This is a genomic window from Hydrogenophaga sp. T2 (assembly GCF_049843535.1).
Taxonomy (GTDB): domain Bacteria; phylum Pseudomonadota; class Gammaproteobacteria; order Burkholderiales; family Burkholderiaceae_C; genus Hydrogenophaga; species Hydrogenophaga crocea.
Map to the genome: position 1 here is coordinate 76,125 of NZ_JBBHZJ010000001.1, position 19,265 is coordinate 95,389.

General features: G+C 68.7%; 13 protein-coding genes. 6 read left to right on the forward strand and 7 right to left on the reverse strand.

Features of this window, described 5'->3' with window-relative positions; translation table 11 throughout:
* The first annotated feature begins 6 nt into the window (after positions 1 to 6).
* Both WDZ95_RS00360 and WDZ95_RS00365 read left to right on the forward strand, forming a co-directional pair.
* Positions 7 to 564, forward strand: coding sequence for a C40 family peptidase (locus WDZ95_RS00360; RefSeq protein WP_425775784.1), 558 nt, complete (start codon positions 7 to 9; stop codon positions 562 to 564).
* 86 nt (positions 565 to 650) lie between these two features.
* On the forward strand, positions 651 to 1,979 hold the full coding sequence (locus tag WDZ95_RS00365) for an alpha/beta hydrolase family protein (RefSeq protein ID WP_425776227.1): 1,329 nt from the start codon (positions 651 to 653) through the stop codon (positions 1,977 to 1,979).
* A gap of 25 nt (positions 1,980 to 2,004) precedes the next feature.
* On the opposite strand, the gene lpdA is transcribed toward WDZ95_RS00365, so the two are convergent.
* From lpdA to aceE, 3 genes are read right to left on the reverse strand one after another with little or no spacing between them, the layout of a single operon-like run.
* A complete protein-coding gene (gene lpdA / locus WDZ95_RS00370; protein ID WP_425775785.1) occupies positions 2,005 to 3,825 on the reverse strand; it encodes a dihydrolipoyl dehydrogenase in 1,821 nt (606 codons plus the stop codon).
* 10 nt (positions 3,826 to 3,835) lie between these two features.
* A complete protein-coding gene (gene aceF, locus WDZ95_RS00375; RefSeq protein WP_425775786.1) occupies positions 3,836 to 5,554 on the reverse strand; it encodes a dihydrolipoyllysine-residue acetyltransferase in 1,719 nt (572 codons plus the stop codon).
* 15 nt (positions 5,555 to 5,569) lie between these two features.
* Positions 5,570 to 8,293, reverse strand: a complete 2,724-nt coding sequence (gene aceE, locus WDZ95_RS00380) for a pyruvate dehydrogenase (acetyl-transferring), homodimeric type (RefSeq protein WP_425775787.1) — start codon at positions 8,291 to 8,293, stop codon at positions 5,570 to 5,572.
* 171 nt (positions 8,294 to 8,464) lie between these two features.
* Here aceE and WDZ95_RS00385 point away from each other — a divergent pair, with 171 nt between their 5' ends.
* The 4 genes from WDZ95_RS00385 to WDZ95_RS00400 all read left to right on the forward strand — a co-directional run bounded on the left by WDZ95_RS00385 (position 8,465) and on the right by WDZ95_RS00400 (position 13,630).
* Entirely contained in the window at positions 8,465 to 11,014 is a 2,550-nt protein-coding gene (locus tag WDZ95_RS00385; RefSeq protein WP_425775788.1) for a PAS domain-containing sensor histidine kinase, read from the forward strand.
* Positions 11,011 to 11,637: a response regulator transcription factor gene (locus WDZ95_RS00390; protein ID WP_166226828.1), complete on the forward strand. Its 627-nt coding sequence runs from the start codon at positions 11,011 to 11,013 to the stop codon at positions 11,635 to 11,637. Before WDZ95_RS00385 ends, WDZ95_RS00390 begins: the two co-directional genes overlap by 4 nt.
* 70 nt (positions 11,638 to 11,707) lie before the next feature.
* Positions 11,708 to 12,559 (forward strand): bifunctional methylenetetrahydrofolate dehydrogenase/methenyltetrahydrofolate cyclohydrolase FolD, encoded by an 852-nt coding sequence (folD, locus tag WDZ95_RS00395; RefSeq protein ID WP_425775789.1) that lies wholly within the window; start codon positions 11,708 to 11,710, stop codon positions 12,557 to 12,559.
* Between the two features lie 120 nt (positions 12,560 to 12,679).
* Entirely contained in the window at positions 12,680 to 13,630 is a 951-nt protein-coding gene (locus WDZ95_RS00400; RefSeq protein ID WP_425775790.1) for a hypothetical protein, read from the forward strand.
* 6 nt (positions 13,631 to 13,636) lie between these two features.
* On the opposite strand, the gene WDZ95_RS00405 is transcribed toward WDZ95_RS00400, so the two are convergent.
* The 4 genes from WDZ95_RS00405 to carA form a co-directional block, all read right to left on the reverse strand.
* Positions 13,637 to 14,053 (reverse strand): DUF4149 domain-containing protein, encoded by a 417-nt coding sequence (locus WDZ95_RS00405; protein WP_166226831.1) that lies wholly within the window; start codon positions 14,051 to 14,053, stop codon positions 13,637 to 13,639.
* Between the two features lie 9 nt (positions 14,054 to 14,062).
* Entirely contained in the window at positions 14,063 to 14,539 is a 477-nt protein-coding gene (gene greA / locus WDZ95_RS00410) for a transcription elongation factor GreA (RefSeq protein WP_425775791.1), read from the reverse strand.
* Positions 14,540 to 14,650: 111 nt separating this feature from the next.
* Positions 14,651 to 17,920, reverse strand: a complete 3,270-nt coding sequence (gene carB / locus WDZ95_RS00415; protein ID WP_425775792.1) for a carbamoyl-phosphate synthase large subunit — start codon at positions 17,918 to 17,920, stop codon at positions 14,651 to 14,653.
* A 25-nt stretch (positions 17,921 to 17,945) separates the two neighbouring features.
* On the reverse strand, positions 17,946 to 19,112 hold the full coding sequence (gene carA, locus WDZ95_RS00420; protein ID WP_425775793.1) for a glutamine-hydrolyzing carbamoyl-phosphate synthase small subunit: 1,167 nt from the start codon (positions 19,110 to 19,112) through the stop codon (positions 17,946 to 17,948).
* Positions 19,113 to 19,265: the final 153 nt, after the last annotated feature.

Below are 19,265 nucleotides of genomic sequence, written 5' to 3' on the forward strand. Positions count from 1 at the left end.
CGCACCATGAAATCGTGGCTCGTCCTCACCCTGCTCGCCGGCTCGGCCCTGGCCCATGCCGCCCCGGGCAACAGCTGGGAGGACATGGACACGCTGCTCAAGGAGAAAGCGCTCATCACGCGCATCGGCGAGCAGGTGCAACAGGCAAGCAACACCGCCACCGAGCAGGCGTCCAGCCTGGTCATCAGCGCTCTCGCTTTTCTGGGTGTGCCCTACAAGTACGGCGGCAACACCCACGAAACCGGATTCGACTGCAGCGGCTTCGTGCGCGCGGTGTACGAGCAGTCGGTGGGCAAGCTGCTGCCGCGTCGCTCCGATGAGCAGGCCGCTGCCACCCAGCCCATCGACCGCGGCGAGCTCCAGCCCGGCGACCTGGTGTTCTTCAACACCATGCGGCGTGCCTTCAGCCATGTGGGCATCTACGTGGGCGACGGCAAGTTCGTGCATTCGCCGCGCGCCGGTGCCCAGGTACGGGTGGAAGACATGAGCGGCAGCTACTGGAGCAAGCGCTTCAACGGCGCACGCCGGGTGCCGCTCAACCCCCAGCAACCGGGCCAGCCCTGAGCCAGGCTTGGGTCCGTGGGCCTGGGGTGTGCGCCTCCCGATCACGACCACTGGAGACGCCCTTGCGCGCACGTTCCCTTGCCGGTATGGCCCTGGCCGGCCTGGCCCTGCTCGCCGGCCCCGCCGGCGCCCAGTCGCCCACCGACCCCAAGCCCCACACCTGCCCGCGTGAGGTGCCCGCCGACGCGCGCTGCTTCACGGGCGAAGACGGTCTGGGCGGCTTCTACTGGATCGCGTTGCCCGCGAACTGGCAGCCCGCCACGGGCGTGCTGGTGGTGCATGCCCACGGCGGCCCGGCCGACACCGGGCCCGCGCGCTTCGACCGTGGCGAGGAAGACCTCAAGCGCTGGGCCGTGACCGTGCGGGCCGGTTACGCCTGGGTTGCGTCCACGTACCGCCGCGGCGGCTATGGCGTGACCATGGCCGCCGAAGACAGCGAGCGCGCGCGGCGCGTGTTCGTGAAGCACTTCGGGCCGCCGCGCCGCACGCTGCTGCACGGCCAGAGCTATGGCGCGGGCGTGGCCAGCAAGGCGGCCGAACGCTATGGCACCGTGGACGGGCCGAACGGCCCCACCGCCGGCCCCTACGACGGGGTGCTGCTCACCAGCGGCGTGATCGGCGGCGGCACGCGCGCCTACGACTTCCGCCTCGACCTGCGCGTGGTCTACCAGTACGTCTGCCAGAACCACCCGCGGGCCGGCGAACCCTCCTACCCGCTGTGGCAGGGCCTGCCGCTGGACGCCACACTCACGCGCGCCGAGCTCGCGAACCGCGTGGACGAATGCACCGGCGTGCGCAAGCCCGCGGCGCAGCGCAGCGAACAGCAGAAGGCCAACCTCGCCACGATCGTGAACGTGATCCGCATCCCGGAGCGTTCGCTGATCGGCCACCTCAACTGGGCCACCTGGCTGTTCCGCGACCTCACGCAATTGCGGCTGGGCAACCGCAACCCCTTCGACAACAGCCGGGTGCGCTACCAGGGCTCGGCCGACGACGCTGCGCTCAACGCGGGCGTGCTGCGCTACAGCGCCGACCCGGTGGCCGCGGCCGAACTCGCACGCGACAGCGATCCGCAGGGCACGCTGCGCATGCCCGTGCTCTCGATGCACGCCATCCACGACCCCACGGCCTTCGTGGAGCTGCAGTCGGCGTACCGCGAGATCGTGGAGCGCGCCGGCAATGGCGACAAGCTGGTGCAGGTCTTCAGCGACGAGGCCGAGCACAGCTACCTGGGCGAGGCGCAGTACCCGGCGCTGTTCACCGCGCTGCTGAACTGGGTCGACCGGCAGGACAAGCCCACGCCGGCGTCGGTCGCCGCGTTGTGCCGCGGCTACGAGGCCACCTACGGGCCAGGCTGCCGGATCGTGCCCGACTACCGCAGCCAGCCGCTGGCGAGCCGCGTGGCGCCGCGCTGAACCGCGGCGCGGCGCTCGCCCCGCTTCAGCGCCGCTGCGGCGGCACGTCGGTGCAACTGCCGTGCGCCACCTCGGCCGCCAGGCCGATGCTCTCGCCCAGCGTGGGGTGCGGGTGGATGGTCTTGCCGATGTCCACCGCGTCGGCGCCCATCTCGATGGCAAGACCGATCTCGCCGATCATGTCGCCCGCGTGCGTGCCCACGATGCCGCCGCCCAGGATGCGGCCGTGGCCGTGGGCCTCGGGCGAATCGTCGAACAGCAGCTTGGTGAAGCCTTCGTCGCGGCCGTTGGCGATGGCACGTCCCGACGCGGTCCAGGGGAACAAGCCCTTCTTGACTTTGATGCCCTGGGCCTTGGCCTGGTCCTCGGTCAGGCCCACCCAGGCCACCTCGGGGTCGGTGTAGGCCACGCTCGGGATCACACGCGCGTTGAACGCCGCCGCGGCGAGGTCGGGCTTGCCCTGCAGTTCGCCCGCGATCACCTCGGCCGCCACGTGGCCCTCGTGCACCGCCTTGTGCGCCAGCATGGGCTGGCCCACGATGTCGCCGATGGCGAAGATGTGCGGCACGTTGGTGCGCATCTGCACGTCGACCTCGATGAAGCCGCGCTCGGTCACGGCCACGCCCGCCGCCTCGGCGCCGATCTTCTTGCCGTTGGGGCTGCGGCCCACGGCCTGCAGCACCAGGTCGTAGGTCTGCGGCGCGGGCGCGTTCTCGCCCTCGAACGTCACCTCGATGCCCGCCGGCGTGGCCTTGGCCGCCACCGTCTTGGTCTTGAGCATCACGTTGTCGAAGCGCGGCGCGTTCATCTTCTGCCAGACCTTCACGAGGTCGCGGTCGGCGCCCTGCATCAGGCCGTCCATCATCTCCACCACGTCCAGGCGCGCGCCCAGCGTGCTGTAGACCGTGCCCATCTCGAGGCCGATGATGCCGCCGCCCAGAATCAGCATGCGCTTGGGAACGCCTGCGAGGCCGAGCGCACCGGTGCTGTCGACCACGCGCGGGTCCTGCGGCATGAAGGGCAGGCGCACGGCCTGCGAGCCGGCCGCGATGATGGCCTTCTTGAAGCCCACCACCTGTTTCGCGCCGGTCTTGTCCTGGCCCTTGCCCTCGGTGAGCTCCACGCCCAGGTGGTTGGGGCCCACGAAGCTGCCATAGCCGCGCAGCACCGTGACCTTGCGCATCTTGGCCATGGCATTGAGGCCGCCGGTGAGCTTGCCGATCACCTTATCCTTGTGGCCGCGCAGCTTCTCGATGTTGACCACCGGCCGGCCGTACTCGACGCCGAGGTCGGCCATGTGGCTCACCTCGTCCATCACCGCAGCCACGTGCAGCAGCGCCTTCGAGGGGATGCAGCCCACGTTGAGGCAGACGCCGCCGAGCGTGGCGTAGCGCTCCACCAGCACGACCTTGAGGCCGAGATCGGCGGCGCGGAACGCGGCCGAATAGCCGCCCGGGCCGCCGCCGAGCACGAGCACGTCGCACTCGAGGTCGGTGGCGCCGCCATAGGCCGCAGACGCGGGCGACGCCGAGCGCACGGCCGGGGCCGCTGCCGTGGCGGGCGCGGGGGCGGCCGCAGCCGGGGCGGGCGCGGGGGCGGCGGCAGCGCCGTCGGCCTCGAGCGTGAGCACCACGCTGCCCTGCTTGACCTTGTCGCCCAGCTTGACCTTGAGCTCCTTCACCACGCCCGCGGCGGACGAGGGAATCTCCATCGAGGCCTTGTCGCTCTCGACCGTGATCAGGCTTTGTTCGGCCTTGACGGTGTCGCCCGGCTTGACCAGCAACTCGATCACCGCCACTTCGTCGAAGTCGCCGATGTCGGGGACCTGGATATCGATGAGTGCCATCTCGGGCTCCTTACAGCAGCACGCGACGGAAGTCGCTCAGCACCTGGCCCAGGTACGCGTTGAAGCGCGCGGCCGAGGCACCGTCGATCACGCGGTGGTCCCAGGTGAGCGACAGCGGCAGCATCAGGCGCGGCTGGAAGGCCTTGCCGTCCCACACGGGTTCCATCTGGCTCTTGCACACACCCAGGATGGCCACCTCGGGCGCGTTGATGATGGGCGTGAAGTAGCGTCCGCCAATGCCACCCAGGCTGGAGATGGTGAAGGTCGCGCCGCTCATGTCGGCCGGCGAGAGCTTGCCCTCGCGCGCCTTCTTGGCGAGCTCGCCCATTTCCTGGCTGATCTGCAGCACGCCTTTCTTGTCGGCGTCCTTGAGCACCGGCACCACCAGGCCGTTGGGCGTATCGGCCGCGAAGCCGATGTGCCAGTAGTTCTTGAGCACCAGCGCATCGCCGTCGAGCGAGCTGTTGAACTCGGGAAACTTCTTGAGCGCGGCCACGCTGGCCTTGATCAGGAACGCGAGCATGGTGACCTTGATGCCGGCCTTCTCGTTTTCCTTGTTGAGCTGCACGCGGAAGGCTTCGAGGTCGGTGATGTCGGCGTCGTCGTGGTTGGTGACGGCCGGGATCACCACCGCGTTGCGCGTGAGGTTGGCGCCGCTGATCTTCTTGATGCGGCTGAGCTCCTTGCGCTCGATCGGGCCGAACTTGGCGAAGTCGACCTTGGGCCAGGGCAGCAGGTCAAGACCCACACCCGTGCCGCCGCCGCCGGCCGGGGCCTTGGCGGCCTGGGCCTGCGTCTGCACCGCACCGGCCATCACGGCCTTGGTGAAGTTCTGCACGTCGTCGAGCGTGATGCGGCCCTTGGGCCCGCTGCCCTTGACCTCGGCCAGCGGCACGCCGAGCTCGCGCGCGAACTTGCGCACCGAGGGCGAGGCGTGCGGCAAGCCCACGGGCGGCACCGTGGGGTTGTGCGCGGCCGGCGCGGGGGCCGGGGCGCTCGCGGTGGCAGGCGCGGCCACGGCGGCGGGCGCCGAAGCCGTCGGCGCGGGCGCTGTCGCGGTGGCGGGCGCGGCCGCCGGGGCCGGCGAAGACGCCGGCGCGGCACCACTGCCTTCGACAATCGCCAGCAGGTCGCCGATGTTGACCTTGTCGCCGACCTTGACCTTGAGCTCCTTGAGCTTGCCGGCCGCCGACGACGGGATCTCCATCGAGGCCTTGTCGCTCTCGACCGTGATCAGGCTCTGCTCGACCTTGATGGTGTCGCCGGGCTTCACGAGCACCTCGATCACTGCCACGTCCTTGAAGTCGCCGATGTCGGGCACGCGCACCTCCACCGGGCCGCTGGCGGCCGGGGCCGGTGCGGCGGCGGCCGCGGGCGCTGCCGCAGGTGCCGCCGCAGGTGCCGCTGCAGGTGCCGCTGCAGGTGCCGCTGCAGGTGCCGCTGCAGGTGCCGCCGCAGGTGCCGCTGCAGGCACCGCGGACTGGGCGGCGCCCTCGGCCTCGAGCAACACCACCACCGAGCCCTCTTTCACCTTGTCGCCGAGCTTGACCCTGAGCTCCTTCACCACGCCCGCGTGCGAGGACGGAATCTCCATCGAGGCCTTGTCGCTCTCGACCGTGATCAGGCTCTGCTCGGCCTTGACCGTATCGCCGGGCTTGACCAGCAGCTCGATCACCGCCACTTCGTCGAAATCCCCGATGTCGGGCACCTTCACTTCAATGCTTGCCATGTCGGTCTCCGGCGCTCAGGCGTACAGGGGGTTGATCTTGTCGGCCTTGATGCCGTATTTCTGGATCGCCTCGGCCACCTTGGCCGCGGGCACCTTGCCTTCTTCGCTCAACGCCTTGAGCGCAGCCACGACGATGTAGTGCCTGTTGATCTCGAAGTGCTCGCGCAGCTTGCTGCGGAAGTCGCTGCGGCCGAAGCCGTCGGTGCCGAGCACCTTGTAGGTGCGGCCCTTGGGCAGGAACGGGCGGATCTGCTCGGCGTAGTTCTTCATGTAGTCGGTCGACGCGATCACCGGGCCGGTGGTCTTGCCGAGCTGCTCGGTCACGAAGGCCGTGCGCGGGGTCTCGGTGGGGTGCAGCAGGTTCCAGCGTTCCGCGTCCTGGCCGTCGCGCGTGAGCTCGTTGAAGCTCGGGCAACTCCAGATGTTCGCGGCCACGCCCCAGTCTTTCTCGAGCAGCTCCTGGGCGAAGAAGGACTCGCGCAGGATGCTGCCGCTGCCCAGCAGTTGCACCGTGGGCGCGTCGGCCTTGAGCGCGGGCGCCTGCTTGCACAGGTACATGCCCTTGATGATCTGCTCTTCGGTGCCGGGCTGCAGGCCGGGCATGGCGTAGTTCTCGTTGAGCAGCGTCAGGTAGTAGAAGACGTTCTCCTGGCGCTCCACCATGCGCTTGAGACCGTGGTGCATGATCACCGCGACCTCGTGCGCGAAGGTCGGGTCGTAGCTCACGCAGTTGGGAATGGTGCCCGCGAGGATGTGGCTGTGACCGTCCTCGTGCTGCAGGCCTTCGCCGTTGAGCGTGGTGCGGCCCGAGGTGCCGCCGAGCAGGAAGCCGCGCGCCTGCATGTCACCGGCCGCCCAGGCCAGGTCGCCGATGCGCTGGAAACCGAACATCGAGTAGTACACGTAGAACGGCACCATGATGCGGTTGTTGGTGGAGTACGAGGTGGCCGCGGCGATCCAGCTCGCCATGCCGCCGGCCTCGTTGATGCCTTCCTGCAGGATCTGGCCGGCCTTGTCCTCGCGGTAGTACATCACCTGGTCCTTGTCGACCGGGGTGTACTGCTGGCCTTTGGGGTTGTAGATGCCGATCTGGCGGAACAGGCCTTCCATGCCGAAGGTGCGCGCCTCGTCGACCAGGATGGGCACCACGCGCGGGCCCAGGGCCTGGTCGCGCAGCAGCTGCGTGAGGAAGCGCACGTAGGCTTGCGTGGTGCTGATCTCGCGGCCTTCGGCGGTGGGCTCGAGCACGGCCTTGAAGGTTTCCAGCGAGGGCACGGTGAAGCTTTCGCTGCTCTTGGCACGGCGGTGCGGCAGGTAGCCGCCCAGGGCCTTGCGGCGCTCGTGCAGGTACTTCATCTCCGGGGTGTCGTCGGCCGGCTTGTAGAACGGGATCTTGGGCAGCTCGCTGTCGGGGATGGGCACGTTGAAGCGGTCGCGCATGTAGCGGATGTCTTCGTCCGACAGCTTCTTGGTCTGGTGCGCGGTGTTCTTGCCTTCACCGGCCTTGCCCATGCCGTAGCCCTTGACCGTCTTCACCAGCAGCACCGTGGGCTGGCCTTCGTGGTGGTAGGCGCGGTGGAAGGCTGCGTAGACCTTCTGCGCATCATGGCCGCCGCGGCGCAGCGCCCAGATGTCGTCGTCGCTCATCTTGGACACCAGCTCCAGCGTGCGCGGGTCGCGGCCGAAGAAGTTCTTGCGCACGAAGGCACCGTCGTTGGCCTTCATGGCCTGGTAGTCGCCGTCGAGCGTGTCCATCATGATCTTGCGCAGCGCGCCGTCCTTGTCGCGCGCCAGCAGCGCGTCCCACTCGCGGCCCCAGAGCAGCTTGATGACGTTCCAGCCCGAGCCGCGGAACTCGCCTTCGAGCTCCTGGATGATCTTGCCGTTGCCGCGCACCGGGCCATCGAGGCGCTGCAGGTTGCAGTTGACGACGAACACCAGGTTGTCGAGCTTCTCGCGCGCGGCCAGGCCGATCGCGCCCAGGCTCTCGGGTTCATCCATCTCGCCGTCGCCGCAGAACACCCAGACCTTGCGCTGCGAGGTGTCGGCGATGCCGCGCGCGTGCAGGTACTTGAGGAAACGCGCCTGGTAGATCGCCATGATGGGGCCCAGGCCCATGGACACCGTGGGGAACTGCCAGAACTCGGGCATGAGCTTGGGGTGCGGGTAGCTCGAGAGGCCCTTGCCGTCGACTTCCTGGCGGAAGTTCAGCAGCTGTTCTTCGGTGAGCCGGCCTTCCATGAAGGCGCGCGCATACACGCCGGGCGCGCTGTGGCCCTGGATGTAGAGCAGGTCGCCGCCGTGCGTGCCACCGTTGTCGGTGTTGTCGGCATGCCAGAAATGGTTGAAGCCGACCGCGAACATGTGCGCGAGCGACTGGAAGGAGCTGATGTGGCCGCCCAGGTCGCCGCCGTCGGCGGGGTTCAGGCGGTTGGCCTTGACCACCATGGCCATGGCGTTCCAGCGCATGTAGGCGCGCAGGCGGCCTTCGAGCTCGAGGTTGCCGGGGTTGTGCGCCTCTTCGGAGGGCTCGATGGTGTTGACGTAGCCGGTGGTGGCCGAGAACGGCATGTCCACGCTGTGCTGGCGGGCTTCTTCGAGCAGCTGTTCGAGCAGGAAGTGCGCGCGTTCGGGGCCTTCCTTTTCGATGACGGCGGTCAGCGCCTCCATCCATTCACGGGTTTCCTGGGCGTCCAGATCCCCGGCCGCACGGCCGTTGTTCGCGTCGTTCGCTGACATCGCTGTCTCCTGTGGTGTGAAGGCCGAGCTTACGAAGGCCGCCCGGCGCTGTCGCGGATTCTTTCACAGACCGACGGTGATTTCAATATGCGCCAGTGCGTTTCATATTATGGTTTTTGACGGGTTTTGCTCACGGCGCCGTGACCCGCCTCACGTAGACTCGCGGCCTCCATGCAGACCCGCTCCAGCCCGCCATCGGCCCTTGCCAACGCTCCCTGGTGGAAGCGCTGGTGGCGCCGCCTGCCGCCCTCGCGCCAGGACCGTTTTGCCACCCTCGGCCCCCTGCTCGCGGTGCTGTTGTTCCTGTCGGCCATCGTGGTGGCCATTGCCTACCTGCGCTACGAAGAGATCGAGCGCGAGCGTGAGGCCGTGACGCGAGACGTGGAATACGCGCAGCAGCGCCTGCGGCTGCGCCTGCTCGAACGCCAGGAGCAGCTGATGCGCCTGGCGCGCGAGATCGACAACCGCGCGATCGACACCGAAGAATTCGCGTTCCAGGCCGAAACCCTGGTGAGCCAGTTTCCCGAGCTGCTGGCCATCACCTGGGTCGATGCGCGCCGCCGCGTGCAGGCCGCCTACGCCTCGCCGAGCGCGCCGATCGCGCTCATGCGCAGCGTGGGCAACTCGCTCACGCCCTCGGAAACCGACGGCAGCTTCGACCTCGCGCGCGACCTGCGCCAACCGATCTACTCGCGCCCGCTGCTGCCGCCCGACAGCCGCACCACCACGCTGATGCTGCAGGTGCCGCTGACCGAGCAGGGCCGCTTCGCGGGCACGGTCATGGGTGAGTACTCGGTGGACGGGCTGATGCGCTTCGGCATGCCCCCGGAGATCATGGCGCGCTACGCCGTGGCCCTGCTCGACGACCGCGGCAACGTGCTCGCGGGCAGCCTGCAAACGGCCGAGCCCGTGCTGTCCTTCCTGCCCTGGTCCAACCCCTCGCTCGAACACGAGGTGCCGGTCTCGCCCGTGGGCAACGGGCTGATCCTCAAGGCGCAGGGCTACCGCACTTCGCAGGACATCGTGGGCTCGGGCTTCTTCTGGGTCATCGGCGCGCTGTCGGCGCTCACGGTGTGGATGCTGATCGGCACCTGGCGGCACACGCGCCGGCGCGTGCAGGCGCAGCAGGCGCTGGTGGCCGAGACCAATTTCCGCCGGGCCATGGAGAACTCCATGCTCACCGGCATGCGCGCGCTCGACATGCAGGGCCGCATCACCTACGTCAACCCCGCGTTCTGTTCGATGACGGGCTGGACCGAGGCCGAGCTCGTGGGCCGCACCGCGCCCTTCCCCTACTGGCCCGAAGAAGACCACGAGCACCTGCACGCGCGGCTCGAAGACGAGCTCAACGGCCGCTCCACCCCGGGCGGCTTCGAGGTGCGCGTGCGCCGGCGCAACGGCACCATCTTCGACGCGCGCATGTACGTCTCGCCGCTGATCGACCCCAAGGGTCACCAGACCGGCTGGATGACGTCGATGACCGACATCACCGAGCCCAAGCGCATCCGCGAAGAGCTCTCGGCCTCCTACGAACGCTTCACCACCGTGCTCGAATCGCTCGACTCGGCGGTGTCGGTGGCGCCGCTGGGCAGCGACGAACTGCTGTTCGCCAACAAGATGTACAGGCTGTGGTTCGGCACACGCGGCCAGGGCCACCGGCACCTGGTCGACCTGGCGGGCAACCAGCCCCAGCCCAACCCCGATGATGGCGACGCGGTGGACGCCTTCGCCGGCATGCCCACCGGCGCGTTGCCCGACGCGGGCGTGGAAAACGCCGAGGTCTTCGTGCCGGAGCTCGACCGCTGGCTCGAGGTGCGCACGCGCTACCTGACCTGGGTCGACGGCCGCCTGGCGCAGATGGTGATCGCCAGCGACATCACGCCGCGCCGCAACGCCGAGGAACAGGCCGCGCGCCAGGCCGAACGCGCGCAGACCGCGAGCCGCCTCATCACCATGGGCGAAATGGCCTCGAGCGTGGCGCACGAACTCAACCAGCCGCTCACCGCCATCAGCAACTATTGCAACGGCATGATCTCGCGCCTGCAGGAGCAGCGCATCACGCACGAGGAGCTGCTGGGCGCGCTCGAGAAGACCGCGCGCCAGGCGCAGCGCGCGGGCCAGATCATCCAGCGCATCCGCGCCTTCGTGAAGCGCAGCGAGCCCAACCCCACGCTGTCCGAAGTGCCGCAGATGGTCAACAACGCCATCGAGCTCGCGGACATCGAACTGCGCCGCCAGCAGGTGCGGCTCACGCCCTACGTGGCCGCGCGCCTGCCGCCGCTCATGGTCGACCCGATCCTGATCGAGCAGGTCCTGATCAACCTGCTCAAGAACGCGGGCGAGTCGATCGCGCAATCGGGCCGTCCGCTGGGCGAGCGCCACGTGGAGCTGCGCGTGGCGCCGCGCCGCCTCGACGAGCAGGACGTGGTCGAGTTCGAGGTGCGCGATTCGGGCAACGGCGTGCCCGAAGAACTCATCGAACGCATCTACGAGGCTTTCTACAGCACCAAGAGCGAAGGCATGGGCATCGGCCTCAAGCTGTGCCGCAGCATCGTCGAGTCACACCACGGCCGGATGCGGGTGGAGAACCTCTACAATGGCGCGGACGTGGTGGGGTGCTGCTTCAGCTTCTGGATCCCCGTCACGCCGCGTCTTCAACCCCAGGGCCCGGCAGACCTTGCCGCCAACGAGCCGCTGACGGACAAAGAAAGAGCGAGATGAGCCTGATCCCCAAGAAGGGCACGGTCTACGTCGTCGATGACGACGAAGCCGTGCGAGATTCCCTCCAGTGGTTGCTCGAGGGCAAGGATTTCAGGGTGCGTTGCTTCGAATCCGCCGAAGCCTTCCTGTCGCGCTACGACGCCCGCGAGGTCGCCTGCCTCATCGCCGACATCCGCATGGGCGGCATGACCGGCATGGAGCTGCAGGACCGCCTGATCGAACGCCAGTCGCCCCTGCCCATCGTCTTCATCACCGGCCATGGCGACGTGCCCATGGCGGTCGAATCGATGAAGAAAGGCGCGCTCGACTTCATCCAGAAGCCCTTCAAGGAAGACCAGCTCGTGGCCCTGGTCGAGCGCATGCTCGAACACGCGCGCGAAGCCTTCGCCACCCACCAGCAGGCCGCCAGCCGCGACGCGCTGCTGGCCAAGCTCACTGGCCGCGAATCGCAGGTGCTCGAGCGCATCGTCGCGGGCCGCCTGAACAAGCAGATCGCCGACGACCTGGGCATCAGCATCAAGACGGTCGAGGCGCACCGCGCCAACATCATGGAAAAACTCGGCGCCAACACCGTGGCCGACCTGCTCAAGATCGCACTGGGCCAGTCGCCCGCCAAGGCCTGACCCCGCACCGCACCCCCAGCGCCCGCCCCCTCCGGCGGGCGTTTCGTTTTCCCACCCTGCATTCCCAGCCATGACCGCCCAGCTCATCGACGGCAACGCCCTCTCCCGCCAACTCCGCGCCGACGTGGCGGCGCGCGTCAAGACCCTGGCCGGCCGCGGCATCACGCCCGGTCTGGCGGTGATCCTGGTGGGTGACAACCCCGCCTCGCAGGTGTACGTGCGCAACAAGGTCAAGGCCTGCGAAGACACCGGCATGCACTCGGTGCTCGAGACCTGGCCCGCCACCCTGAGCGAGCAGGACCTGCTCGCGCGCGTGCACGCCCTCAACAACGATCCCACCATCCACGGCATCCTGGTGCAGTTGCCGCTGCCCGCGCACATCGACGCGCAGCGCGTGATCGAAGCGATCTCGCCCGCCAAGGACGTCGATGGCTTCCACGTGGCCAGCGCGGGCGCGCTCATGACCGGCCTGCCCGGCTTCTGGCCCTGCACGCCGCACGGCTGCATGAAGATGCTCGAGCACATCGGCTACGACCTGCGCGGCAAGCACGCGGTGGTGATCGGGCGCAGCAACATCGTGGGCAAGCCCATGGCGCTCATGCTGCTGCAGGCCAACGCCACCGTCACGCTCTGCCACAGCGCCACGAAAGACCTCGCGCACCACACGCGCCAGGCCGACGTGATCGTGGCCGCGGTGGGCAAGCGCAACGTGCTCACCGCCGACATGGTCAAGCCCGGCGCGGTGGTGATCGACGTGGGCATGAACCGCAACGACGCGGGCAAGCTCTGCGGCGACGTGGACTTCGACGGCGTGAAAGCCGTGGCTGGCTGGATCACGCCGGTGCCCGGCGGCGTGGGCCCCATGACCATCACCATGCTGCTGGTCAACACACTGGACGCGGCCGAGCGCAGCCAGGGCTGACAGCGGCGCGCCCGCCCGTCGCGGGCCAGGTCACGGGGCATCGTTTCGTGATGCATTCGTGCTGACGGACAGCACGGTTCTTCTGGAACATCGCAGGTTCGCGAGATTCAGGAGAGGACCATGATCACGCCCACGACTTCGCCCTTCGGGCTGCTGTCGCGCCCGGCTCCGCTGGGCTTCGAGCGCTCGGCGTCACAACGCCACCGCCACCTCTTCGGCGTCGACGATCTCGGCGACGACGAACTGCTGGCGCTCACGCGCCCCTGCTTCTCGCCGCCGCCGGCCACGCGAGCCCCCTGGGGCACCATGAGCCTGCTGTTCGACCAGCCCAGCGTGCGCACCGCCGCAGGCTTCGCAGCGAGCGGTCTGCGCGTGGGCCTGGTGCCCATGGGCGTGAACGCCCGCGGCCACTGCGCGCGCGCCGACGTGGCCCTGGAAGACGAGGTGCACCAGCTCAGCTTCATCAGCGACTGCGTGGTCGTGCGCAGCGGCGAGCCGCTCGACGCCGACGCGCTGCGCCACTGCGATGCCCCGGTCATCAACGCCGGCGACGGCGGCCATGAACACCCCACCCAGGCACTGATCGACCTCGCCGCGCTGCGCATGCTGGGCCTGGAAGACCAGCGCGTCACGCTCATGGGCAACCTGCGCGACCACCGCACCCAGCACTCGCTCGCGCGGGTGCTGCTGCGCCTGGGCGTGTCGGTGGTGCTGTTGTCGCCGCCCGGCATGGGCATGCCGGCGCGTTTCGTCGACGGCCTCGCCACGGTCGAAACCGACGACCCGGCGCTGGCCGACGAGGTGCTGGCCGCGAGCGATTTCATCTACCTCACGCCCACGCGCTGGTGGAGCACGCCCGAACACCACGGTGGCGAGGCCTTCAAGCTTGACCTCGAACGCGCGCGGCGCGTGCTGCGGCCGCAGGCGCGCGTGTTGCACCCCTTTCCGCGCACAGGGGAGCTCGACGTGTCGGTGGACGCTTCGCCCTACAACGGCTACCACCGCCAACTCGCGCTCGCCAACGGCGTGCGCGCGCGCCTGCTCGCCCACCTGCTCGGGCGCGGACCCTGAAACGGTTCAGCGCCGCGGCATGAGGCGCCACAGCAGCGCACCGCTGCACAGCCACTGCACCAGCACCATGGCCGAGCCCAGGCCATGCCAGAGCTTGAGGTTGCCGCCGCTGGCGCGCGCCGTGACGATGTGGGGCGCGACCACGAATTCCTGCAACACCGCCAGCGCCATGGCCACGCAGATCAGGCCGAGCAGCGGATAGGCCTGCGGCGAAGGCCCGCCCTGGCGCACCAGCGCCAGCAGCACCACCCCGATCACCAGGCCCGCCTGGCACTGCAGCGAAAACAGCTTGGCCGCCACCGGCCCGGCCACGGCCGGGTTGCCCAGGGTGGCGAACAGCGTGGGCACGGCCAGAAAACTCAGCGCCGTGATACCGCCCCACCAGAGGGCGGCGAGCATGAGGGCCTGGCGCTGGAACCGCATGGCCGCGCCTCAGGCGTAACGCACCGCGACGATCTCGTAGCGGCGCACGCCACCGGGGGCCTGCACCTCGGCGGTGTCGCCCTCTTCCTTGCCGATCAGCGCGCGCGCGATCGGGCTGCTGATGTTGATCAGGCCCTTCTTGAGGTCGGCCTCGTCCTCGCCCACGATCTGGTAGGTCACGGTGGCGCCGCTGTCCTCGTCCTCGAGGTCGACCGTGGCGCCGAACACCACGCGGCCGCCGGCGTCGAGCGTGGCCGGGTCGATGATCTGGGCCGCCGAGAGCTTGCCCTCCACCTCGGCGATGCGGCCCTCGATGAAGCCCTGGCGGTCCTTGGCCGCGTCGTACTCGGCGTTCTCGCTCAGGTCACCCTGCGCGCGCGCTTCGGCGATCGCGGCGATCACCGCGGGGCGGTCCACGGTCTTGAGGCGGTGCAGCTCTTCCTTGAGCTTTTCGGCACCGCGTTTGGTGATGGGGATGGTCGACATGGGCTGTACTCCTTCTTGGCCGCACCGCTGGCGGCGCCACAAAAGCAAACCGCCGGGCGTTGCCGCGCGGCGGTGTCTGCGGGTGATTATGCCCCGCTCGGGGGGCATCGCTCAAGCCAGCTGGGCGTGCATGTCCTGGACCGAGATCACGTCGAGGTTGTTCACGTACTTCATGCCCTCGACCGCGGCTTCGGCACCCGCGATCGTGGTGAAGGTGGTGACACGCGCGAGCAGCGCCGAGGTGCGGATGGCGCGTGAGTCGGCGATCGCGTTGCGGCGCTCTTCCACCGTGTTGATCACGAGGGCGATGTCGCCGTTCTTGATCATGTCCACGATGTGCGGGCGGCCCTCGGTGACCTTGTTGACCTGCTGCACCTTGAGGCCCGCGGCCTCGATGGCTGCGGCGGTGCCGCGCGTGGCGATGAGCTCGAAGCCGAGCTCGACCAGCTGGCGCGCGACCTCGACCGCGCGCGGCTTGTCGCTGTTCTTGACCGTGAGGAAGACCTTGCCCGCGCTCGGCAGCTTGGTGCCGGCGCCGATCTGGCTCTTCACGAAGGCTTCGCCGAAGGTCTTGCCCACGCCCATCACCTCGCCGGTGGACTTCATCTCGGGGCCGAGGATGGTGTCCACACCGGGGAACTTGACGAAGGGGAACACGGCCTCCTTCACGCTGAAGTAAGGCGGTTCCACCTCGGCGCCGATGCCTTGCGCATCGAGCGTGCGGCCGGCCATGCAGCGCGCGGCCACCTTGGCGAGCTGGATGCCCGTGGCCTTGGACACGAAGGGCACCGTGCGCGAGGCGCGCGGGTTCACTTCGAGCACGTAGATCACGTCCTTGCCCTCGACCTCCTGGATCGCGAACTGCACGTTCATCAGGCCCACCACATTCAGGCCCTGGGCCATGGCTGCGGTCTGGCGCTTGAGCTCGTCGACCGTGGCCTTGCTCAGGTAGTAGGGCGGCAGCGAGCACGCGGAGTCGCCGCTGTGCACGCCGGCCTGCTCGATGTGCTCCATCACGCCGCCGATGAACACGCGGCCGCTGGCGTCGCGGATCGCGTCCACGTCGCACTCGATGGCGTCGTTGAGGAAGCGGTCGAGCAGCACCGGCGAATCGTTGCTGACCTTCACGGCCTCGCGCATGTAGCGCTCGAGGTCGCGCTGCTCGTGCACGATCTCCATCGCACGGCCGCCCAGCACGTAGCTCGGGCGCACCACCAGCGGGTAGCCGAGCGCAGCGGCCTTCTCGAGCGCCTCGGTCTCGGTGCGCGCGGTGGCGTTGGGCGGCTGGCGCAGGTTCAGGCCGTGCAGCAGCTGCTGGAAGCGTTCGCGGTCTTCGGCCGCGTCGATCATGTCGGGCGAGGTGCCGATGATGGGCACGCCCGCAGCCTCCAGGCCGAGCGCGAGCTTGAGCGGCGTCTGGCCGCCGTACTGCACGATCACGCCCTCGGGCTTTTCCTTCTCGACGATCTCGAGCACGTCCTCGAGCGTGAGCGGCTCGAAGTAGAGCCGGTCGCTGGTGTCGTAGTCGGTCGAGACGGTCTCGGGGTTGCAGTTGACCATGATGGTCTCATAGCCGTCTTCGCGCATGGCCAGCGCGGCGTGCACGCAGCAGTAGTCGAACTCGATGCCCTGGCCGATGCGGTTCGGGCCGCCACCGAGCACCATGATCTTGCGCTTGTTGGTGGGCTCGGCCTCGCACTCGGCGTCGCCATGGCCTTCGTACGTGGAGTACATGTAGGCCGTGTTGGTCGCGAACTCGGCCGCGCAGGTGTCCACGCGCTTGTAGACCGGGCGCACGCCCAGCGCCTGGCGGCGCGCGCGCACCGCGAGCTCGTTGGACTTGAGCAGCTTGGCCAGGCGGCGGTCGGAGAAGCCCTTCTTCTTCAGGCCGCGCAGCGTGGTGGCGTCGAGCGAGGCCAGCGCGCCCTCGCCCTTTTGCGCGGTGAGCGCGTCCATCGCGAGCTCGAGCTTCACGATCTCCTCGATCTGCACCAGGAACCACTTGTCGATCTTGGTGAACTGGTGCACCTCGTCGAGCGTCCAGCCGGCGGCGAAGGCGTCGCCCACGTACCAGATGCGCTCGGGGCCGGGCTCGCCCAGTTCCTTCTCGAGCGTCTCGCGGTCCTGGGTCTTCTCGTTCATGCCGTCCACGCCGACCTCGAGGCCGCGCAGGGCTTTCTGGAAGCTCTCCTGGAAGGTGCGGCCCATGGCCATGACCTCGCCCACGCTCTTCATCTGCGTGGTCAGGCGGTCGTCGGCGTCCTTGAACTTCTCGAACGCGAAGCGCGGGATCTTGGTGACGACGTAGTCGATCGAAGGCTCGAACGAGGCCGGCGTGGCGCCACCCGTGATCTCGTTGCGCAGCTCGTCGAGCGTGTAGCCCACGGCCAGCTTGGCCGCGACCTTGGCGATCGGGAAGCCCGTGGCCTTGGAGGCCAGGGCCGAGGAACGCGACACACGCGGGTTCATCTCGATCACGATCATGCGACCGTCTTTGGGGTTGATCGAGAACTGCACGTTGGAGCCGCCGGTGTCCACGCCGATCTCGCGCAGCACGGCCAGCGAGGCGTTGCGCAGGATCTGGTATTCCTTGTCGGTCAGCGTCTGCGCGGGCGCCACGGTGATCGAGTCACCGGTGTGCACGCCCATGGGGTCGAGGTTCTCGATCGAGCAGACGATGATGCAGTTGTCGGCCTTGTCCCGCACGACCTCCATCTCGTACTCTTTCCAGCCGAGCAGCGACTCTTCGATCAGCAGCTCGTTGGTGGGCGAGGCCTCGAGGCCGCGCTTGCAGATGGTCTCGAACTCTTCGGGGTTGTAGGCGATGCCGCCGCCCGTGCCGCCGAGCGTGAAGCTCGGGCGGATCACCACCGGGAAGCCCACGGTCTTCTGCACCGCCCAGGCTTCGTCCATGCTGTGCGCGATGCCCGAGCGCGCCGAGCCCAGGCCGATGCGCGTCATGGCGTCCTTGAACTTCAGGCGGTCTTCGGCCTTGTCGATGGCCTCGGGCGTGGCGCCGATCAGCTCCACGCCGTACTTGGCGAGCACGCCGTGGCGCCAGAGGTCGAGCGCGCAGTTGAGCGCGGTCTGGCCGCCCATGGTGGGCAGGATCGCGAAGCCGCCGGCGGTCTTGGGCCGTTCCTTGGCGATGATCTTCTCGACCGTCTGCCAGGTGATGGGCTCGATGTAGGTGACGTCGGCCGTGGCCGGGTCGGTCATGATGGTGGCGGGGTTGCTGTTGATCAGCACCACGCGGTAGCCCTCTTCGCGCAGGGCCTTGCAGGCCTGCACGCCGGAGTAATCGAACTCGCAGGCCTGGCCGATGATGATGGGACCCGCGCCGATGATCAGCACGGTCTGGATGTCTGTTCTCTTGGGCATCTTGTGTGGCGGTCGGTGGTCGGGCTCAGGCGGCGACGGCGGTGCGCGCTTTCATGAGCGCGACGAAGCGGTCGAACAGGTAGCCGATGTCGTGCGGACCCGGCGAGGCTTCGGGGTGGCCCTGGAAGCAGAAGGCGGGCTTGTCGGTGCGGGCCAGGCCCTGCAGCGTGCCGTCGAACAGGCTCACGTGCGTGGCGCGCAGGTTCGCCGGCAGGGTCTTCTCGTCGACCGCGAAGCCGTGGTTCTGGCTGGTGATGGACACGCGACCGTTGTCGAGGTCTTTCACCGGGTGGTTCGCGCCATGGTGGCCGAACTTCATCTTGAAGGTCCTGGCGCCGCTGGCCAGCGCCATGATCTGGTGGCCCAGGCAGATGCCGAAGGTGGGCAGACCCGACTCGATGAGTTCGCGCGCCGCGGCGATCGCGTAGTCGCAGGGCTCCGGGTCGCCGGGGCCGTTGGAGAGGAACACGCCGTCGGGCTGGAGCTTGAACACCTCGGCCGCGGGCGTTTGCGCGGGCACCACGGTGATGCGGCAGCCGCGCGAGGCGAGCATGCGCAGGATGTTGCGCTTGACGCCGAAGTCATATGCCACCACGTGGAACTGCGGCGCGTCCTGGCGGCCGTAGCCGCTGCCCAGGGCCCATTCCGTTTCGGTCCACTCGACCGGCTGGCTCGCCGACACCACCTTGGCGAGGTCGAGGCCGGCCATGCTGGGGGCGGCCTTGGCGGCAGCGAGCGCGGCCTGGCGGTGCGTGTCGGTGATGGCTTCGCCGGGCGCGAGCGCGAGGATGCAGCCGTTCTGCGCGCCGTGGGTGCGCAGGCGGCGCGTGAGCGCGCGCGTGTCGAGGTCGGCGATGGCCACGGTGTTTTCGCGCTGCAGGTATTGCGAAAGCGTTTCTTCGCAGCGGAAGTTGGACGCCAGCAGCGGCAGATCCTTGATGACGAGGCCAGCGGCGTGGATGCGGGTGGCCTCCACGTCTTCGCGGTTGGCCCCGGTGTTGCCGATGTGGGGATACGTCAGGGTGACGATCTGTCGGCAGTAGCTCGGGTCGGTGAGGATTTCCTGGTAGCCGGTGAGGGAGGTGTTGAACACCACCTCGCCAGTGGTCTGGCCGACGGCACCAATGGAGACACCTTCAAACACCGTACCGTCTGCGAGCGCAAGAAGGGCTTTCGGGTGGACGGGCAGCACGAGGATCTCCAGAAAAGGGGCGGCTGGCCTTCGCGCGCCGGCGGCAGGTGCCGCGCAGGCTGAGCCTGCACTCCCCCGCGGTGACACGGGCGGGAATGCAGCGAAACCTGGGGTGTGGAGCCGGGGCGCGCGGGGCTTGCGCCGATTGCAGAT

Excerpts from the sequence above, each read along its gene's own strand:
- aceE (WP_425775787.1), bottom strand. The coding sequence starts at position 8,293 with ATGTCAGCGAACGACGCGAACAACGGCCGTGCGGCCGGGGATCTGGAC.
- WDZ95_RS00390 (WP_166226828.1), top strand. The coding sequence starts at position 11,011 with ATGAGCCTGATCCCCAAGAAGGGCACGGTCTACGTCGTCGATGACGAC.
- WDZ95_RS00400 (WP_425775790.1), top strand. The coding sequence starts at position 12,680 with ATGATCACGCCCACGACTTCGCCCTTCGGGCTGCTGTCGCGCCCGGCT.
- WDZ95_RS00360 (WP_425775784.1), top strand. The coding sequence starts at position 7 with ATGAAATCGTGGCTCGTCCTCACCCTGCTCGCCGGCTCGGCCCTGGCC.
- WDZ95_RS00405 (WP_166226831.1), bottom strand. The coding sequence starts at position 14,053 with ATGCGGTTCCAGCGCCAGGCCCTCATGCTCGCCGCCCTCTGGTGGGGC.
- WDZ95_RS00385 (WP_425775788.1), top strand. The coding sequence starts at position 8,465 with ATGCAGACCCGCTCCAGCCCGCCATCGGCCCTTGCCAACGCTCCCTGG.
- folD (WP_425775789.1), top strand. The coding sequence starts at position 11,708 with ATGACCGCCCAGCTCATCGACGGCAACGCCCTCTCCCGCCAACTCCGC.
- WDZ95_RS00365 (WP_425776227.1), top strand. The coding sequence starts at position 651 with ATGGCCCTGGCCGGCCTGGCCCTGCTCGCCGGCCCCGCCGGCGCCCAG.
- aceF (WP_425775786.1), bottom strand. The coding sequence starts at position 5,554 with ATGGCAAGCATTGAAGTGAAGGTGCCCGACATCGGGGATTTCGACGAA.
- lpdA (WP_425775785.1), bottom strand. The coding sequence starts at position 3,825 with ATGGCACTCATCGATATCCAGGTCCCCGACATCGGCGACTTCGACGAA.
- carB (WP_425775792.1), bottom strand. The coding sequence starts at position 17,920 with ATGCCCAAGAGAACAGACATCCAGACCGTGCTGATCATCGGCGCGGGT.
- greA (WP_425775791.1), bottom strand. The coding sequence starts at position 14,539 with ATGTCGACCATCCCCATCACCAAACGCGGTGCCGAAAAGCTCAAGGAA.